The organism is Sulfitobacter sp. IGS-18, from assembly GCF_059628195.1.
Window position 1 is genome coordinate 2027988 of record NZ_CM184556.1, and the last position, 16552, is coordinate 2044539.

At 62.6% G+C, this 16552-nt stretch carries 20 protein-coding genes and 1 tRNA gene; 4 read left to right on the forward strand and 17 right to left on the reverse strand.

Going from position 1 to position 16552, the window contains the following annotated elements; translation table 11 throughout:
- Positions 1-54: 54 nt before the first annotated feature.
- Complete coding sequence (locus tag ACWNZ3_RS09775; protein WP_496899833.1) at positions 55-618, forward strand: PA14 domain-containing protein; 564 nt, start codon at positions 55-57, stop codon at positions 616-618.
- A 21-nt stretch (positions 619-639) separates the two neighbouring features.
- On the opposite strand, the gene olsA is transcribed toward ACWNZ3_RS09775, so the two are convergent.
- The 3 genes from olsA to ACWNZ3_RS09790 all read right to left on the reverse strand — a co-directional run bounded on the left by olsA (position 640) and on the right by ACWNZ3_RS09790 (position 2570).
- On the reverse strand, positions 640-1473 hold the full coding sequence (gene olsA / locus ACWNZ3_RS09780; protein ID WP_496899834.1) for a lyso-ornithine lipid O-acyltransferase: 834 nt from the start codon (positions 1471-1473) through the stop codon (positions 640-642).
- On the reverse strand, positions 1470-2234 hold the full coding sequence (olsB, locus tag ACWNZ3_RS09785) for an L-ornithine N(alpha)-acyltransferase (protein ID WP_114277140.1): 765 nt from the start codon (positions 2232-2234) through the stop codon (positions 1470-1472). The genes olsA and olsB overlap by 4 nt, the downstream gene beginning before the upstream one ends.
- 150 nt (positions 2235-2384) lie before the next feature.
- Positions 2385-2570: a DUF3553 domain-containing protein gene (locus ACWNZ3_RS09790; RefSeq protein ID WP_114277577.1), complete on the reverse strand. Its 186-nt coding sequence runs from the start codon at positions 2568-2570 to the stop codon at positions 2385-2387.
- A gap of 30 nt (positions 2571-2600) precedes the next feature.
- On the opposite strand from ACWNZ3_RS09790, the gene ACWNZ3_RS09795 reads away from it, so the two are divergent.
- Positions 2601-3200 (forward strand): histidine phosphotransferase family protein, encoded by a 600-nt coding sequence (locus tag ACWNZ3_RS09795; RefSeq protein WP_269366166.1) that lies wholly within the window; start codon positions 2601-2603, stop codon positions 3198-3200.
- Positions 3201-3323: 123 nt separating this feature from the next.
- On the opposite strand, the gene ACWNZ3_RS09800 is transcribed toward ACWNZ3_RS09795, so the two are convergent.
- From ACWNZ3_RS09800 to ACWNZ3_RS09845, 10 genes are all read right to left on the reverse strand, one after another.
- Complete coding sequence (locus tag ACWNZ3_RS09800) at positions 3324-4589, reverse strand: glutamate-5-semialdehyde dehydrogenase (protein ID WP_496899835.1); 1266 nt, start codon at positions 4587-4589, stop codon at positions 3324-3326.
- A gap of 33 nt (positions 4590-4622) precedes the next feature.
- Positions 4623-5729, reverse strand: coding sequence for a glutamate 5-kinase (proB, locus tag ACWNZ3_RS09805; RefSeq protein WP_269366162.1), 1107 nt, complete (start codon positions 5727-5729; stop codon positions 4623-4625).
- The gene (gene obgE / locus ACWNZ3_RS09810) at positions 5717-6751 is read right to left on the reverse strand and encodes a GTPase ObgE (protein ID WP_496899836.1); all 1035 of its coding nucleotides are present in this window, start codon (positions 6749-6751) and stop codon (positions 5717-5719) included. Before obgE ends, proB begins: the two co-directional genes overlap by 13 nt.
- 22 nt (positions 6752-6773) lie before the next feature.
- Complete coding sequence (locus ACWNZ3_RS09815; RefSeq protein ID WP_443069617.1) at positions 6774-7304, reverse strand: GNAT family N-acetyltransferase; 531 nt, start codon at positions 7302-7304, stop codon at positions 6774-6776.
- A 32-nt stretch (positions 7305-7336) separates the two neighbouring features.
- Positions 7337-7942 (reverse strand): LysE family translocator, encoded by a 606-nt coding sequence (locus ACWNZ3_RS09820; protein ID WP_114277146.1) that lies wholly within the window; start codon positions 7940-7942, stop codon positions 7337-7339.
- Positions 7942-8499: a GNAT family N-acetyltransferase gene (locus tag ACWNZ3_RS09825; RefSeq protein WP_496899837.1), complete on the reverse strand. Its 558-nt coding sequence runs from the start codon at positions 8497-8499 to the stop codon at positions 7942-7944. Before ACWNZ3_RS09825 ends, ACWNZ3_RS09820 begins: the two co-directional genes overlap by 1 nt.
- Positions 8500-8592: 93 nt before the next feature.
- On the reverse strand, positions 8593-8862 hold the full coding sequence (gene rpmA, locus ACWNZ3_RS09830) for a 50S ribosomal protein L27 (RefSeq protein WP_067295692.1): 270 nt from the start codon (positions 8860-8862) through the stop codon (positions 8593-8595).
- Between the two features lie 11 nt (positions 8863-8873).
- Complete coding sequence (locus ACWNZ3_RS09835) at positions 8874-9602, reverse strand: 50S ribosomal protein L21 (RefSeq protein WP_496901898.1); 729 nt, start codon at positions 9600-9602, stop codon at positions 8874-8876.
- A gap of 194 nt (positions 9603-9796) precedes the next feature.
- Positions 9797-10609: a DUF2059 domain-containing protein gene (locus tag ACWNZ3_RS09840; RefSeq protein WP_496899838.1), complete on the reverse strand. Its 813-nt coding sequence runs from the start codon at positions 10607-10609 to the stop codon at positions 9797-9799.
- On the reverse strand, positions 10609-11454 hold the full coding sequence (locus tag ACWNZ3_RS09845; RefSeq protein ID WP_496899839.1) for a DUF2059 domain-containing protein: 846 nt from the start codon (positions 11452-11454) through the stop codon (positions 10609-10611). The genes ACWNZ3_RS09840 and ACWNZ3_RS09845 overlap by 1 nt, the downstream gene beginning before the upstream one ends.
- A 144-nt stretch (positions 11455-11598) precedes the next feature.
- Between ACWNZ3_RS09845 and ACWNZ3_RS09850 the strand changes: the two genes are divergently transcribed.
- Positions 11599-11688, forward strand: a tRNA-Ser gene (locus ACWNZ3_RS09850).
- 745 nt (positions 11689-12433) lie between these two features.
- Here the strand turns inward: ACWNZ3_RS09850 and ACWNZ3_RS09855 are convergent.
- The 3 genes from ACWNZ3_RS09855 to ACWNZ3_RS09865 form a co-directional block, all read right to left on the reverse strand.
- Positions 12434-13006, reverse strand: a complete 573-nt coding sequence (locus tag ACWNZ3_RS09855; protein ID WP_496899840.1) for a hypothetical protein — start codon at positions 13004-13006, stop codon at positions 12434-12436.
- Between the two features lie 134 nt (positions 13007-13140).
- Complete coding sequence (locus tag ACWNZ3_RS09860) at positions 13141-13863, reverse strand: RlmE family RNA methyltransferase (RefSeq protein WP_496899841.1); 723 nt, start codon at positions 13861-13863, stop codon at positions 13141-13143.
- A 57-nt stretch (positions 13864-13920) separates the two neighbouring features.
- Positions 13921-14577, reverse strand: coding sequence for a winged helix-turn-helix transcriptional regulator (locus tag ACWNZ3_RS09865; RefSeq protein ID WP_496899842.1), 657 nt, complete (start codon positions 14575-14577; stop codon positions 13921-13923).
- 94 nt (positions 14578-14671) lie between these two features.
- Between ACWNZ3_RS09865 and ACWNZ3_RS09870 the strand changes: the two genes are divergently transcribed.
- Complete coding sequence (locus ACWNZ3_RS09870) at positions 14672-15019, forward strand: DUF1428 domain-containing protein (protein ID WP_269366143.1); 348 nt, start codon at positions 14672-14674, stop codon at positions 15017-15019.
- Between the two features lie 132 nt (positions 15020-15151).
- On the opposite strand, the gene ACWNZ3_RS09875 is transcribed toward ACWNZ3_RS09870, so the two are convergent.
- Positions 15152-16273, reverse strand: coding sequence for a Ppx/GppA phosphatase family protein (locus ACWNZ3_RS09875; RefSeq protein ID WP_496899843.1), 1122 nt, complete (start codon positions 16271-16273; stop codon positions 15152-15154).
- Positions 16274-16552: the final 279 nt, after the last annotated feature.

The window sequence follows — 16552 nt, forward strand, 5'->3', positions numbered from 1 at the left end:
GACAGGCCATGTGCTTTGCCGCAAACTCAAATCAAAAAATCAAGGGAGTATCCAATGTTGAAATCCACCGCGCTGCTGGCAATTTTCGCCCTGGCCGCACCCGGCTTTGCCCAGACGCTGACCCTGACACCCGCGTCTCCGCAACCTGCCGACGGGTCCCTGAAACAGGGGCTGGCCGTTGATTATGCCTATTACAGCGTCCGGTCGCTGGACGAGGCAAGGGGCAAGCTGGACCATGCCAAGGCCGGGCCGCCGCTGGCCGGGTTTTCCTATCTCGATACCGATCCGGGCGATAACGCCCTGACCTCGACCAGCGCCGAAAAGGTACTGGCCGCCATCCAGGGCTATATCCGGTTTGACGCCCCCGGCACCTTTGACATCGAATTCATCAGCAACGACGGGCTGCAGGCCAGCATCGGCGGACAGCAGGTGGCCCTCTTTGACGGTGTGCATGGCTGCGAATCCGCTGGCGTGACCTCGGTCGCGGTGCCGCAGGCCGGCTGGTACGAGGTCGAGGCCACCTATTTCCAACGCAAGGGCTCTGCCTGCCTGCTGATGGACTGGGGCCAGTCGGGCAATATGGAACCGGTGCCGGACAGCGCCTTCGCCCACAAGTAATTCACCAGCGGCAATGCGGTATCAGCCGCGGCCCAGAAGAACTTGATGGCCCGCGCGCACCGCCTGTTCACAGGCCAGGGCAAGCGCCTTGCGGTCCGGCATCTCGCTGACGCGCAGCGCCGGGTGAAACACCACCTGCACCCTGCCCTGCTTTGCGGGCGCCAGGGTGTGGATCAGATGGGTCCCGAAATCCATGTCGCCCCACCAGCCGTAGAACCGCGCATCGGTGCCCTGTGGCGCATGATAGACCACGCTCACCGGCTGCACCTGGATCTGATCGCGCAATTCCGGCGCGAAAAAGCTCTGGAACAGCGTGGTCTTGAACGGCAGCACCTGCCTGCCATCGGTGCTGGTGCCCTCGGGAAAGAACAGCAGCTTGTGACCCGCCAGCAGGCGTTTTTGGAACAGCACGGTCTGTTCGCGTGCCCGTGCCGGATTGCGTTCGATGAAAACGGTCCCGGTGGCGCGCGCCAGCCAGCCGATGCCGGGCCAGCCTTCCACCTCTGACTTGGACACGAAATAGACCCGTTTGGCCGAATTCAGCACAAAGATGTCCAGCCAGGAGGCATGGTTGCACACCACCGCCCCGCGCCCCGTCATCGGGTGTCCCGAGACCTCGTGACGCAATCCGATGATGCGCAGCGACATGCGACAGACCCATTGGGTCACATGGGGGGTCACGGGCCGGTTCGCCCCGCAGACCGGCCGCTCCACCGCGCGCAGGATCAGTTTGATCAGCAAGCCGCCGAAAACCACCACGATCAGGGCGATGACCCGCAGCACCACCCGAATCCAGCCCGATATCGTGATCCGGGGATAGGCCGGCGGTACACCGCTGTCCCATGCGGTTGTCATGCGCCGGTGGCCCCATAGATGCGGGCCTGCCGGGTGTTGATCTGGGTGGTGTCCATGATCAGGCAGACATCGACCGTGTTGAAGGCATGATCCACAAACGCCCCCTCGCCCACGCATCCGCCCAGCCGCAGATATGCCTTGATCAGACTGGGAATCTGGCGCATCGCCGCCTTGCGATCAAGTTGAGCTTCGTCCAGCAGGTTCATGCTTTGAAAGGATTTCTCCAGCGCACGAACCCGCAGTTCCGGCGGCGCCAGATGGCGTTCATGCAGCAGGCTCAGCGGTGCGGCCAGCCGGTCCATATCGGTGCCGTGAAAGCTGGCCACCCCGAACAGGATCTCGACCCCGTTCGCCTTGACGTATTGCGCAAGTGCGGACCACAACACATGCATCCCGACCCCGCCACGATAGTCTGGATGCAGGCAGGAACGACCCAATTCCAACAGGTTACGACCCGAAGCTAACAAAGGCGACAGATCGTATTCCGCGGCCGAATAGAACCCGCCAGCCTCGACCGCCTTTTCCGCCCGCATCAGGCGATAGACGCCCACCACCTTGTCCGAGCGGATGTCCGTCAACAGCAGGTGTTCAAAGAACGGGTCCAGGTGATCGCGCTCAAGCTTCTCATCATGATCGACCAGCGGGCCGCTGCCGCCCAGCTCGGTGACAAAAACATCATAGCGCAGGCGCTGTGCCGCATGCAGATCTGCAGGCGTTTTCGCAAGACTGACCGAAAAATCCGCCGCATGTGCCTGAGCCATCTGCCTGCCGTCGCTGTTGAAATACCCTGGCCGTCTGATAGGCAATGCGCAGGCCAAGCGCAATCCTTGTGCCCTGGCAGCAAATGCCGCATCATTAACTTGTGGTTGCAGGACTTGTTATGTGTTCCCGCGTTAACCTTTTGAAAAGGATCATGGGTCATCAAAGACCGGCATCAACCCGACCCGAAAGCTGTCTATGACGATTTTGCCCACATCCCTGAAATTTACCGTCACTTTGCCGCCGATGTTGCTTTGCACCTGTCCGATCCCCCAATCGGGCCGCTCGGGATGGGTCACCAGCATGCCGGGGGTCAGAATGGCATTCAGATCGTCCATGGTTCTGCCCCTTTCGGAAAGGCCGTCATGATGTCCGACACGCATTTTGATCTTGTCGCTTTGATCGGCAGCCGGATCTGCCATGATCTGATATCGCCTATCGGCGCGATCAACAACGGGCTGGAACTGCTTCAGATGGCGGGCAGCGCCACCTCGGGCCCGGAAATGTCCCTGATCGGTGAAAGTGTCGGCAATGCCTCTGCCCGGATAAGGTATTTCCGGGTCTGCTTTGGCGTGGCGGGCGATCAGCTGATGGGCCCTTCGGAAATCACCTCGATCCTGCGGGATCTTTACGGCGCAACCCGGCTGAGCGTGGAATGGCAACCAGATCAGGCACAGGCCCGCGCTGCGGTGCAGCTGGCCTTTCTCGCGATCCTCTGCCTGGAAAGCGCCCTGCCCTATGGCGGGCATGTCACGGTCGCGCAGGATCAGGGGAACTGGACACTGACAGCCCTGGCCGACAAGCTGAAGGTCGATCCGGCGCTTTGGTCATTGCTTGCCCCGGGCAACGCACGCAACGGCCTGCAGCCCGCACATGTGCAATTCGCGCTGCTGCCCCTGATTGCTGCCGACGCGGGGCGGCAGGTGGCGCATCAGGTGACCGACACCAGACTGACCATCAGTTTCTAAATCGTCATGCGAAAAACCTGGCTGACGTAACGCTGCCTGAAATCGAAGATTTCAACGCGTTACGCAATGCCTGATGGTTCTGGTATTTCGTCAGAGGCTATTGGCAGAGCCGCCCGAAACGCCTTAGCTTCGCACGGTTCCGTCGCCGGTGACGATGTATTTGAACGAGGTCAGCTGCGCCGCGCCCACCGGGCCGCGCGCATGCATCTTGCCGGTTGCAATGCCAATCTCGGCCCCCATGCCGAATTCGCCGCCATCCGCAAACTGGGTGGAGGCGTTGTGCATCAGGATCGCTGAATCGAGCCGCTCCATAAAGGTCTGAAGCGCCGCCGCATCCTCGGTCACGATGCAATCGGTGTGGTTCGACCCATAGCTGCGGATATGGGCGATGGCATCCTGCACGTCATCGACCACGCGGGCGGCCATGATCATGTCCAGGTATTCGCGGCCCCAGTCGTCTTCCTGTGCAGCGATGGTGCCCGGGATCCTGGCCAGTGCCGCATCCACACGCATCTCCACCCCGGCATCCACAAGGGCGCGGATGATGCCCTGGCCGATGGTGTCGGCGACATCGCGGTGGATCAGCAGGCATTCGGCAGCGCCGCAAATGCCCGTGCGCCGCGTCTTGGCGTTCAGGACAATGCGCAGCGCCTTCTCCGGATCCGCCGCCGCGTCGATGTAGATATGCACGATCCCTTCAAGGTGGGAGAAAACGGGCACACGCGCCTCTCGCTGGACCAGCCCCACCAGCCCCTTGCCGCCACGGGGCACGATCACGTCGATGGTGTCGGTCATGGTCAACATCTCGGACACCGCCGCGCGGTCCCGGGTCGGCACCAGTTGCACCGCATCTTCGGGCAGTCCCGCCGCGCGCAGCCCTTCCTGCAGGCAGGCATGGATGGCGCGGGCGGAATGAAAACTTTCCGAGCCGCCGCGCAGGATCACCGCATTCCCGGCCTTGAGGCAGAGCGCACCGGCATCCGCCGTCACATTGGGCCGGCTTTCATAGATCACGCCGATGACACCCAAAGGTGTCCGCACCCGTTTGATATGCAGGCCAGAGGGCTGATCCCACTCCGCAAGGGTCTCTCCCACGGGGTCGTCCTGTGCGGCAACGCTGCGCAGCCCCGCCACCATGCCCTGAATGCGGGGCTCATCCAGCATCAGCCGGTCCAGCATCGCCTCTGACAGGCCTTTTTCCCGGCCAAAATCCATATCCCGGGCATTGGCCGCCAGAATCTCCGCCCGCGCGGCCCAGACCGCATCCGCAGCGGCATTCAGCGCGCTTTGCTTGGCCGCAGAGGGGGTCGAGGCCAGCTCTGCCGCCGCCGCCTTGGCCCGCTTGCCGATATCCGCCATCAGTTCAGAGATGTTTTCCATATCTTTCATGGCCTTACGCCCATACCCTAAAGTAACGCACCATCACAGTGCCATATCGTCACGATGAATCAAAGCAGCCCGACCGGGATAGCCCAGAATTTCCTCGATCTTTGCGCTTTGATGCCCCTTGATCTGCGCCGCCTCAAGCGCCGAATAGCGCGTCAGACCGGTGCCGATGCTGTGGCCCCGTGAATCCAGCATCGAAATGCTGTCCCCCCGCTCGAACGTGCCGGTTACCCCCGTGATGCCGGCAGGCAGCAGGGATTTGCCGCGTGACATTGCCGCCACCGCACCCGCATCCAGCGTCACGGAACCACGCGGTTTCATCGCGGCAATCCAGCGCTTGCGGGCCGCCTGCGGGTCGGAATGGGCGGTAAACCAGGTGGCATTCGCCCCGTTCTGCAGGGCCAGCAGCGGGCGCTGCACGGAGCCTTCGGTGATCGCCATGGCACAGCCCGCCGCCGTGGCGGTGCGTGCCGCCATCAGCTTGGTCTTCATCCCGCCCTTGGACAGGCCCGACCCGGCATCGCCGGCCATCGCCTCGATCTCCGGGGTGATCTGTTCAATCGTGTCATAGCGCGTGGCCTTGGGATCATCGGCGGGATTGCCGCTATAGAACCCATCGACATCCGACAGCAGGATCAGCTGATCGGCGCCAACCGTCACCGCGATCTGCGCCGCCAGACGGTCATTGTCGCCAAAACGGATTTCATCTGTGGCCACAGTGTCATTTTCATTCACGATCGGCACAACACCCAGGCCCAGCAGGGTTTCCATGGTTGCGCGGCTGTTCAGATAGCGCCTGCGGTCGGCGGAATCCTCAAGCGTTACAAGGACTTGCGCCGTGGTGATGCCATGGGGCTGCAACGCCTCCTCATAGGCGCGGGCAAGGCGTATCTGGCCCACGGCCGCCGCCGCCTGCGATTGTTCCAGCGCCAGCGTCGTCAGGGGCAGGCCCAGCACCCCGCGCCCAAGGGCGATGGAGCCGGAGGAAACCAACACAACATCGGCCCCTAACCCTTTGAGCCAACGCACATCTTCCGCAAGGGCATGCAGCCAGTCGGCGCGCAGCTGGCCGGTGGCCCGGTCCACCAGGAGGGCCGAGCCGATTTTGATTACCACACGTCTGGCAGCGGTCAGGGTTGCCATGGCGCGACCTCTTCCGCGGGTTTGTGCCGCAGGCGGTCATCGTCGATCTGACCCCGCAGGCTGCGCAGCACCTCTGTCACGCCTTCGCGGGCCACACCGGACATCTGCATGACCGGCCCGCCGCTTTCTTTTTCCAATATTTTACAAGCCTCTGCGCGCTCTTCTTCATCCAGCGCATCAATCTTGTTCAGCACGGTGACGCGGGGTTTATCCGCCAGATCGCCGCCATAGGCCTGAAGCTCGGTGATGATGGTCCTGTAATCCTCCGCAAGGGTGCCGGAGGTGCCGTCGACCAGATGCAGCAGCACCGCGCAGCGCTCGACATGGCCCAGGAACAGATCGCCCAGCCCCCGCCCTTCGGAGGCCCCTTCGATCAGGCCCGGAATGTCGGCCACAACGAATTCGGTGTTGTCCACGCCCACAACCCCCAGATTGGGATGCAAGGTGGTAAAGGGGTAATCCGCAATCTTGGGCCGCGCGTTGGAGGTGGCCGCCAGAAACGTCGATTTCCCCGCATTGGGCAGGCCCAGCAGCCCCACGTCCGCAATCAGCTTCAGCCGCAGCCAGAGCGTGCGTTCGACACCATCCTGCCCCGGATTGGACCGGCGTGGCGCCTGGTTGGTGGCGGATTTGAAATGCAGGTTGCCCCAGCCGCCATTGCCACCGCGCGCCAGTTCGACGCGCTGGCCCAGTTCGGTCATATCGACCAGCACCGTTTCCTGATCCTCGTCCAGGATCTCCGTGCCCACGGGCACCCGCAGCACGATGTCCTCGCCATCCTTGCCGGTGCGTTGCTTGCCCATGCCGGGCTGGCCGTTCTTGGCAAAGAAATGCTGCTGGTAGCGAAAGTCGATCAGCGTGTTCAGCCCGTCCACCGCCTCGGCCCAGACCGAGCCGCCACCGCCGCCGTCGCCGCCATCCGGCCCGCCGAATTCGATATACTTCTCGCGCCGGAAAGACACGCAGCCCCCGCCGCCCGCGCCGGAACGGATATAGACTTTGCACAGGTCGAGAAATTTCATGGCGGGGCCTTTCGGGACGACGCTACAGCTTGCGGCTATAGGTCCATGTGGGTACGGCAGCATCGCGTGCCAGACAATAGGTTTCGGCATCGCCGAGATAGACAAATCCGGCGTTGGTCAGCACCTTTGCCGATGCCGGGTTGTCATGGAAGACAGAAGCAAACATCGCCTGATTGCCCTGCGGGTTTGCGGCAACCAGCGCCTGCACCGCTTCGGAGGCCAGATGGCTGTTCCAATAGGCCGGTGCCACCCAATAGCCGACCTCGGACTGGCCGCGGTCCAGATGGGTGAGCGATATCAGCCCCATCACCTCTGCGCCGCCGGTCTTGAGACCATCCATCGCCCAGACATCCTCGACCCGCGGGATCGCCAGCGACCGCGTGATGAAGGCATCAATCGCGCCGGGGGGCAGCGGATGCGGGATGCTGGACGTGGACAGCGCCACGCGCGGATCACCCGCAAAAAGCTCGATCAATCCCTTGTCGGACCGCCGCAGCGGACGCAGGTCAAACCGCGCCGTTTCGATCACGGGTTGGTTGATGATGGGTTCCATTTGCACAATCATGTTCCTCCTCCGAACATCACTCAAACTGCCCGGCTTGCGAACAGAACAAAGAGAACAGAAGCAACGGTCAGCGCTGCCAATGTCCACATCAGATAGGGTTCCGCAGGGCTGCCTGCCAGGGTTCTGGCAATCCTGTCGCCCGCCAGGGTCCACAGCGGGTGCAAGATGACCTGCAGCGCCAGCAGTATGGCCGCAATGGTTAACGTCGCATTAAGCGGTGGCGTGCCGGGACCGACAAAGGCGGTAAATCCGCCGATGATCATCGCCCAGGCCTTGGGATTCAAAGGATGCACGATCAGCCCGGCGACAAAGCCCGGCGGCTTGCCCAGATCACGCCCCTGCCCCAGCCGCAGGTTGGCGACCTTCCAGGCCAGCCAGATGATATAGGCCGCCGAAACATACTTGAGCACCTCAAAGACCCAGGGCGCGCGGGCGCTCAATTCCATCAGGCCAAAGCCGACGGGCCAGATCACGAATTGCTTGCCCAGGGCCACACCGGCGACAAAGGGCAAAGCGGCGCGAAAGCCAAAGCGCGCGCCGGTGCCCATCAGCGCCATGTTGGCAGGCCCCGGGGTGCCGATCTGGCTGGCGGCAAAGACGACAAAGGAAGTTACAGCAACAGACATCAGGCCGCCGCCCCCTTGGAAAAGTCAGGGGCCAGGACCCCCATGATCACGTCATCGTGCCAGCTGTCGCCCACCCGCGCGGCCTGACGCTCCCGGCCTTCTTCGACAAAGCCGGCCTTGCGATAGGCAGCGATGGCACGGGCGTTATAGGCCAGCACACGCACCGACACCCGGTGCAGCGCCAGCGCGCCAAAGGCATGGGTCAGCAGCAGCCTGACGGCCCGTGTCCCCAGCCCCTTGCCCAGCAGTTTCGGGTCCAGAATCCCGATCGCCAGGCTGGCCCGGCGGTCGTGGTGGTCCAGCGAATGCAGACGCAGCGCGCCGATCATCCGGCGTTTGTGCTCGATCACCCATGCCAGCGGCTCAACCTCTTGGGCATAAAGCCACTTTTCCGCATGTGCCTTGGTGATTTTCGGCACATTTTCAGGATCGGCACCGAACATGTGATGGATTTCCGGCGTGTTGCCCAGCTTCAGCCGGGCCGCAGCATCCTGCGGCCGGGGCGGCCGCAGCCGCAGAATGCCATCGCTCAGAACGGGGCGTTGTGATGTGGTCATGACACCGCTCCTTTCTGGATGGCGGTCAGAGACAAAAAAGGGACCGGCGTTTCCGCCGATCCCTGAAATTTTTTCAAACCTTGCGGGTACGGCTTATTCAGCGGCCTCGGCGCGTGGCAGGACCGAAATGAACGTGCGGTTTTTCAGACCCTTGTGGAAGGTCACGGCACCATCGACGGTTGCAAAGATCGTGTGATCCTTGCCCATGCCGACACCGGCCGCCGGCCAGAACTTTGTGCCGCGCTGACGCACGATGATGTTGCCGGGAATGACGGCTTCGCCGCCGTATTTCTTGACGCCAAGGCGACGACCGGCTGAGTCGCGCCCGTTACGGGATGAACCGCCTGCTTTTTTATGTGCCATTTGGTCTCTCCTTAGCCTTTGGTCAGTTCGTTGGCCTGTGCGATCCAGTCTTCACGACCGACACGACCCTTGAACGACAGTTTCTCTTCAATAGCTTCAACGTCCGCTTCTGTCCATGCGGCGATCTGCGCGAAGGTTGTGATACCTTCACCGTGCAGCTTTTCGACAATCACGGGGCCAACGCCGGAAATCTGCGTCAGGTCATCGCCTGCCGCTTCGGCTTTCTTGGCCTTGGGCGCGGCTTTCTTCTCTGCCTTGGCAGGTGCCTCTTCCTTGGCCGCTTTGGCCGCCTTGGCGGGCGCATCGGCTTTCTTGGCTTTTGCGGGCTTTGCAGCCGCGTCTGCCGATTTGCCGGAGAGCGCTGCAACAGCTGCTGCCGAAACAGAACCGGTGCCGACCGCTGCCATCACCTTGGATTTGCCAGCGCCGGAGGCCATGATCTCGGTGATCTTGACCAGCGTCAGCTTCTGACGGTGTCCCTTGGTGCGCTTGGAAGAGTGCTTCCGGCGACGCTTGACGAAGTGGATGACCTTTTCGCCCTTGATCTGATCAACGACTTCGGCCTGAACGGCAGCGTCCTCGATCAGCGGCGCGCCAACCTGGGGGGAATCGCCGCCCAGCATCAGAACATCATTGAATTGAACAGTTTCACCGGCACTTGCCGCAATACGTTCCACCCGAAGCATATCGCCAGAGGCTACTTTATATTGCTTACCGCCAGTCTTGATGACCGCAAACATCGCGTCTTCCTTCATTTTGCCGCGTCCTGTGGTCCCCGGCTCCGGGTGTTTCGGACCGGCATCGCAGCCGCATCCACCTCGAACAGCGCGCCCTTGGGGCGTCATTAAAACAGATCCCACGCGAGAACCCTCGCCGGGATGCGGGCTTATCGGTGGATCGGGGCCTCAAGTCAAGCGGGTTTTTACCGCCGACGTCAAAGCTCCTGCGCCGTCATGTTCAGCGCCACCGCGCGTCCCAGCGCATAGGAAATATCCTCATAGGCCGCACCGAATCCGTCGAACAGACCACGGTTCATCGCCTGGCCTGCGGCGGTGTTGCCAAAGTCGATATAGGCCTGCATCTGTTCGTCCGTCAGCGGCGAATAGGACATCAGCAGATAGCCGAAAAGCCAGCCTTCGGTATCCTCGCGGATCGCCTCGGCCTCGCCGTTGACATCGGCCAGCATCTCCTCCTCTGACATATCCAGCCCGTTGCCATCCGCAAGGCCACGCATGAACTGGAAGTTGGAGTTCATGGCGGTGGTCACGTTACGCTCCAGCATGTCGCCATCGGCCACCAGGCGGCGCAGCATCGCGAGGCGCGGGTCATCGGTCTGTGAAAGCTCGGCAAAGCGCAGGCGCGCGGCCTGTTCGACATCCGGGTCCCGGATCGTCACGCGGGCAGAGTTTTCAAGCGCAATGATCTGGCTGCCCAGGTCGGAGGCGAAAAAGTCTATCGCCTGCTCCAGCTCCTCACCTGACAGCTCTTGCCCCAGGGCCTGCCGCACAGCCTCCACGATGCGGGCCGGGTCATAGATCGCCTCGACCTGCACCTGCCAGCCCGCGCCGCCCTGCCCGTTCAGCATGTCGGCATTCAGGTCTTCGGCGCTGTCCAGCCCTTCGTCGCGCAGGATCACCGCAATTTCGTCCAGGCGCAGCACATCGACCAGCACCGACAGGCGCGCATCCGCATGGGCAGGCAGCGCCAGGGCCAGAAGCAGCGGCCAGAGCAGGAAGGCGCGGCGCATCACAGGTCCGTGCTCGGCTGCATGCCGGGCAGGCGCGCGGCCACGGCCTCGAACCGGTTGGCCATGATTTCATACTGGACCGCGTTCATCAGCGCATAGACCTTTTGCATCCGCGCGTCCTCCAGTGCCTCGGCATAGGCTTCGACCTCGGCGTCGGAAAAGGCCTGATAGGTATAGGCGGCATTGATCAGCGCGCTGGCGGCGAGCGACTGGCGCATCTCGTCTTCCTGGCTGCGCATGGCTTCGCGCAGGTCGGCCTCATCCATCTGCAATTCGATCACCCCGGCACCGGCCGCGGCCATCAGGAAACGCACCTGCACCTCCTGGATCGCCCTGAGCGAGGCGCCTTCGGCATCCGTCGCCTGTGTCAGCCGTTCCAGCAACGCGATGCGCGGGCTGTCGATTTTCCGCAACCCTTCCATGATCGCGGCACCGCTTTCGGTTTTCAGACCGTCCTGTTCCTCCATATGGCTGTCGTTTTCGACCGCAACCAGACGCTGGCCCAGGTCACTGGCATAGAAATCGGCGGCATGGGTCAACAGATCGTCGCTGAGCGTCTCGCCCAGGATGTCCATCGCCATCTCCTGCATGGTCTCCGTTGCAAAGACCTCGTTCACCAGCCGCGACCATTCGGAGCCGAAGGCATCCGCCTCGATCCCCAGCATGGCGGGCGCGTTGTCTGCCGACAGGCGAATGCTCTCCAGCGCCACGTCAAAGCCGGTGATCTCAAGATATTCGCGCAGCTTTGCCGCATCAGCGGCCCGTGCAGGCGGGGCAAAGGCCATCAGGGCAAGGGCGATTGTGGTGGTCAGGGCAATCAGCGAGGGGCGCAGCGCGGCAAGCATGGGACAAGTCCTTTCGTTCGGTTACCCTGAACTTAGGCCGTCTTGCCGCCGCCGCAATGAAAATTCCCGTGTGGGCAGGCAACCGGCAGATGCCCCCTTGCCTGCGCGTCCAAACCCCACTAAACGGGCGCTCCAGACCCCCGCGGAGAGGTGCCGGAGTGGTTGAACGGGGCGGTCTCGAAAACCGTTGAGGGTGCAAGCCTTCCCAGGGTTCGAATCCCTGTCTCTCCGCCATTTGGCCAGATTGACCTGTCAGAGTTCAGGCCAGACCGGTTTTGTATCGGATCACTGACCCAACGCACCGGCGCCATGTGCAAGGCAGATGTTCACGGCTGTCGCAGTGGAGGTCCGGGAAGAGACCTTTCCGCTTTCCCTCGCGCGGAATCAAGGCCGCAGGCCGCCGCGCATCGCCGGGCCGTCCCCTGGCACGGCGATTTGGCTGCTGTTATGCCACATCGTTATGTAGGATGTGCTTGGCTGCCATTAAGTGCCAGTCACTGAGGTCGGATCGCCGCACCACGGCCCGTCGATGCGCAGCTTGACGTTTCGCAGCAAACGGCAATTTTGTCCGCTCTGCCGACTTTGACCCACACCGCGCCGCAGGTCCGCTATGGTCGCAACCGCTTGCCATTCGGGTCAGGAATTCCCGGCTAGAGGACCAGACCCCGCACAATGAAAGCGCGAAGCTGCCGCGCCTGCGCCAAACTAAGGGCCCTATCGCATTGCAATGATCGCGCCAGAAACAAAGGCGCAGGCATGACAAAGGTTCATGATCAGATATCGTCCGGACGGGCCAGACTTTTCGAGTTGCACCGGCAGTTGCTGCGGGCGGGTGATGCCGTGCAGGCCGCAAAGCGCCATCGCATTCCGCTGCTGGACGACGCCAGCGCCAGCCGGTTCAGGGACGCAGCAATTGCATCCCTGAAAGCCCGGGACCCGGCGGCGGCAACCGGCACCCCTGGGGAAATGCGCGGCATTCTCAGTAAAAGGCGCTGGCGGCCAGACCAATTGTGACCGCGCCGATCACCTCGCCGCTCGCAGGGTCCGTGAGGGTAAAGGAAACCTGCCCCTGATAGGTCTGGGTGCTTTCGTCCAACTCGATCTCATCGACAAAAACGGCCCCGGCACCTGCGCCGAATGTCTTTTGAAACTTGGCTTCATCGCCTTGCCAATAGTCCGATGTCACCGCGCTGGTCGCGACATTCAGACCGCGGTTGTCCATGACAAATGCCTCGGTGATGCGCCCCTCTGCAAGCGCCACCTGCGCGCGCAGGAAATCGGACAGCGGATTGTTCAGCACCGGGGCGATCACCGGCGCGTCGGCGACGCCCACCTGCCCGCGCCAGGCGGTATCCATCGCCTCGATGTCGGCAGCGCTCAACCCGGCGTGACGGCCATTCTGGTCCAGCACCGCGGCGACGATCCGGGGCGCATTGATCCAGCTTGCCAGATCGCCGGCGATGTAATCGGCCATGGCCGGTGGCACCTCTGCGGCATGGCAAAGGGTTGCTGTCAGGATCGACAGCGACAAACAGGTTGAACGCAGAAACATGAGGGCATCCTTGATCAAACGCCCGATACGGATAGACCGGGCCAGCCCTGCGGAAGCTAGCCTGCAGTGTTTAAACTTGGGTAAATGAAATCCGGCAAGGCAGCGTCACGCGGGGCTTGAAGGGGCTCACCCGATCAAATCTGCCCCTTGAACCCCGTCGCCACGACAAATTTTTCCGAACTGTCGGACCGGCTGGCCGGGGGTTTGATGTTGGCCACCTTGGCAAAGCGCTGCTTGAGCAGTTTCTGCAAGTCCCCTTCGGCACCGCCTGCCAGCACCTTGGCGACAAAGGTGCCGCCCTCTTCCAGCACGTCAAAGGCGAAATAGGCTGCCGCTTCGCACAGGGCGATGATCCGCAAATGGTCGGTCTGCTTGTGCCCCGAACTGCTGGCCGCCATGTCCGACATCACCACATCGGCCTTGCCGCCGAGCCAATCCTTGACCTGCAGATCCGCATCATCTGCCATGAAATCAAGCACATGCAGCTCGCAGCCCGCGATCGGCTCCATCTCTTGCAGGTCAATGCCCAGGATCGTGCCGACCTGTTTGTCGGACCGCTCCCCCAGCACGTTGCACCGTTTGACCGCAACCTGGCACCAGCCGCCGGGTGCCGCGCCCAGATCAACGATACGCGCCCCCGGCACCAGAAAGCGGTACTTGTCGTCCAGTTCCATGATCTTGTAGGCCGCGCGCCCGCGATAGCCTTCGGCCTGCGCCCGCTTCACGTAGGGGTCGTTCAGCTGCCGTTGCAGCCAGCGGGTGGAGCTGAGCTTGCGCCCGCGCGCGGATTTGACCTTGACCTTGAGCTCGCGCTGTCCGCGACCTGAGGTGTTCTTGCCCGAGGGTGTCTTTGCCATGCTACCAATCCGAGTTTCACGCCACCCATAAAGGCTTTGCGCGGTTTTCACCAGAGGTCAGCCGCGCGGAACCGGTGCCGGCAGCACAAAGAAGCTGGCAAAGCGGCGCAGCAGCGCAGGGTCGCCGGTGACCTGCAGCCCCTCTGCCGCCTCGGGTGCGAGGCCGCCGTAAACCACAGCGGCCAGCGCGGTGGGGTCACCGGACAGGTGCAGGTCCGCCGCCGGTGCCGTGCCGGCCTTGACGCAAAGCCGCCCCTCCGAAATGCGCAGCACCTGTGGCCGGCCGTCAAGATCAAGCTGAACCACCATCTGAACATCCCCTGCCCGCGCCGGGTCGAACATGGTTTCGAACGACATGCCGACCGATGCGGCACTCATCGGCCTGCCCCCCGCCATCTGCGGCGAGCGCACCGCCCAGCGGCCCAGTTCCATGATCAGCGGTTTCAGCGCCGCGCCCCAGTCGGTCAGGGCATAGACGGTGGTATTGGCCGGATGTGGCAAGCCGCGCCGGGTGATGATGTGGTCGTGTTCCAGATCCGCAAGCCGGGTGCTGAGGATATTGGAGCTGATGCCGGGCAGCGCCGCCTTGATGTCGGAAAAGCGAAGCGGCCCCGGCACCAGTTCACGCACGATCAGCAACGCCCAGCGTTCGCCGACAAGCTCCAGCGCATGGGCTGTTGCACAGCCGTCGTCATAGGGTTTCTTGCGCGCCATTCCGCTTGCCTGGTTGTTGATCAAATTCTGGTGGTTGTTTTTTTGAACCATGTAGGTCTTTATTTGAACATAACCATTCTGAACGGAGCATCCAATGGCCTATTACGATATTTTCCTTGCCCCTGTATCTGCGGAAAAACGCGCGGATTATGACGCGTTCCTCAAGGCGTCACATGCCATGATCCTCGGATATGGTGCCACGCAGGTCGTGGATCTCTGGGGGGATGACGTGAACGATGGCAAGCTGACCTCCCTGCCGATGGCGGTCAAGCTGGAGGAGGGAGAGGCGGTGACCGCCGGTTGGATCATCTGGCCTTCGAAAGAAGTCCGCGATGCCGGTTGGGGCAAGATGATGTCGGAAGAGCCCGAGATGGAACTGCCTTTCGATGGCAAGCGCATGATCTTTGGCGGTTTTGCCGAAATGCTGGTCTCGGGCAGCTGACCCGGACGAAACGGACCCGGCTGGCGGCACGCCCAGTGGCTGCGCCGGGTCACCCTCACGCCCGCCTTTCGGGGGCAGGCGTGGCAGCGGCGCCGGTTGCACGATCATGAAGCAGACCATGCTTCAATGCTCTCAGTAGGCGCCGTCCTCCAGCACCCCATCCGCGCTCATCTGGGCATAGAGCAACCCTTCGCGCAGGCCCCTGTCGGCGACCGACATCCGGTCGGTGGGCCAGCACCGCATCAGTGCCTGCAGGATCGCGGCGCCCGACATGATCAGGGCGGACCGGTCCTGCCCGATGCGCGGATCGGCGCGCCTTCCGCCCGGCCCCATCGCAAGGTAGGAATGGATCACCCGGTCGATCTGGTCCGAGGTCATGCGCAGCCCGTCCACCTTGGTCCGGTCATAACGCTTCAACCCCAGATGGCTGGCCGCAACCGTCGTGACGGTGCCCGAGGTGCCGACAATCTGGAAATTCTCCTGCGGCTGGGCCGATTGGTACGGGGTGAAATCGGTCAGGTTCTCCTCGAAAAACCAGCTCATCAGGGCGAAACGCGCGGCATCGTCCTCCACATCGGAGAACTGGTCGCGCAGGGTGGCCACACCCAGCGGCACGCTGATCCAGTCCACCACCCGCGCGGCGGGGATGTCGGATACCGCCTGCTGGAACCCGGTGTGCAGGCGCATGATGGATTGCGCGCGGTCCTTGCGCGGCACCTTGGAGATGTCGATCCAGACCAGTTCGGTCGAGCCGCCGCCGATGTCGACCACCAGCAGGTTCTCCGTCTTGCGGTTGACAAGCGGGGCGCAGGAAATCACCGCCAGCCGCGCCTCTTCCTCGGGTTTGATGATGTCCAGCCGCAGACCGGTCTCGCGCTGGATGCGCTTCATGAAATCGGCACCGTTCAGCGCCCGGCGGCAGGCCTCGGTCGCGACCAGACGCATGCGCCTGACCTTGTTGCGGCGCAATTTCTGCTGACAGATGCGCAGGGCCTGTATGGTGCGCGACATGGACCCGCGCGACAAACGCCCGGTTTTCTCCAGACCCGCGCCAAGCTGGACGGATTTGGAAAAACTGTCGACCACATGAAAACCGCTGCCCTTGGGCTGGGCGATCAGCATGCGGCAGCTATTTGTACCCAGATCGAGCGCGGCATAAAGCTCGGTCGAACCGGGCGTAACTGGCGCGGGGCTCAGAGCCGGTTGGTATCCTTTGTCGAGCGCGCCCGCACCTTTGGGACGCTGTGGCGCCATGGTGTTCGCGCCTTGTATAACGAGTTGATGACAGGCTAATCCCTGCGCCGTCCCTGCGCAAGGGCTAGGTCGTGTTGACATTCATTGTCGCCCACCCGCGCGAGACGGATTTTGCCGCTGGCGCCCTGATGTGAGCGCAGCAATGTGATCATTGGAAGCGAACATCCGGGATGGCAGAGGCAAAATCCGCCGCGCCCCGCAGGGGTTTCGCCAAAATTGCCCATTTCTGCGTTAAGAGAGCTTGAAATAGCTGGCTATTCCTGCGCTCTCTTGCCTGGA

Coding starts and splice junctions, on each gene's coding strand:
- ACWNZ3_RS09875 (WP_496899843.1), bottom strand. CDS start 16,273: ATGGCGCCACAGCGTCCCAAAGGTGCGGGCGCGCTCGACAAAGGATAC.
- ACWNZ3_RS09845 (WP_496899839.1), bottom strand. CDS start 11,454: ATGCTTGCCGCGCTGCGCCCCTCGCTGATTGCCCTGACCACCACAATC.
- ACWNZ3_RS09855 (WP_496899840.1), bottom strand. CDS start 13,006: ATGTTTCTGCGTTCAACCTGTTTGTCGCTGTCGATCCTGACAGCAACC.
- ACWNZ3_RS09820 (WP_114277146.1), bottom strand. CDS start 7,942: ATGTCTGTTGCTGTAACTTCCTTTGTCGTCTTTGCCGCCAGCCAGATC.
- ACWNZ3_RS09870 (WP_269366143.1), top strand. CDS start 14,672: ATGGCCTATTACGATATTTTCCTTGCCCCTGTATCTGCGGAAAAACGC.
- ACWNZ3_RS09825 (WP_496899837.1), bottom strand. CDS start 8,499: ATGACCACATCACAACGCCCCGTTCTGAGCGATGGCATTCTGCGGCTG.
- olsB (WP_114277140.1), bottom strand. CDS start 2,234: ATGGCTCAGGCACATGCGGCGGATTTTTCGGTCAGTCTTGCGAAAACG.
- ACWNZ3_RS09790 (WP_114277577.1), bottom strand. CDS start 2,570: ATGGACGATCTGAATGCCATTCTGACCCCCGGCATGCTGGTGACCCAT.
- proB (WP_269366162.1), bottom strand. CDS start 5,729: ATGGCAACCCTGACCGCTGCCAGACGTGTGGTAATCAAAATCGGCTCG.
- obgE (WP_496899836.1), bottom strand. CDS start 6,751: ATGAAATTTCTCGACCTGTGCAAAGTCTATATCCGTTCCGGCGCGGGC.
- ACWNZ3_RS09835 (WP_496901898.1), bottom strand. CDS start 9,602: ATGTTTGCGGTCATCAAGACTGGCGGTAAGCAATATAAAGTAGCCTCT.
- ACWNZ3_RS09775 (WP_496899833.1), top strand. CDS start 55: ATGTTGAAATCCACCGCGCTGCTGGCAATTTTCGCCCTGGCCGCACCC.
- rpmA (WP_067295692.1), bottom strand. CDS start 8,862: ATGGCACATAAAAAAGCAGGCGGTTCATCCCGTAACGGGCGCGACTCA.
- ACWNZ3_RS09795 (WP_269366166.1), top strand. CDS start 2,601: ATGTCCGACACGCATTTTGATCTTGTCGCTTTGATCGGCAGCCGGATC.
- ACWNZ3_RS09865 (WP_496899842.1), bottom strand. CDS start 14,577: ATGGCGCGCAAGAAACCCTATGACGACGGCTGTGCAACAGCCCATGCG.
- ACWNZ3_RS09800 (WP_496899835.1), bottom strand. CDS start 4,589: ATGAAAGATATGGAAAACATCTCTGAACTGATGGCGGATATCGGCAAG.
- ACWNZ3_RS09840 (WP_496899838.1), bottom strand. CDS start 10,609: ATGCGCCGCGCCTTCCTGCTCTGGCCGCTGCTTCTGGCCCTGGCGCTG.
- olsA (WP_496899834.1), bottom strand. CDS start 1,473: ATGACAACCGCATGGGACAGCGGTGTACCGCCGGCCTATCCCCGGATC.
- ACWNZ3_RS09815 (WP_443069617.1), bottom strand. CDS start 7,304: ATGGAACCCATCATCAACCAACCCGTGATCGAAACGGCGCGGTTTGAC.
- ACWNZ3_RS09860 (WP_496899841.1), bottom strand. CDS start 13,863: ATGGCAAAGACACCCTCGGGCAAGAACACCTCAGGTCGCGGACAGCGC.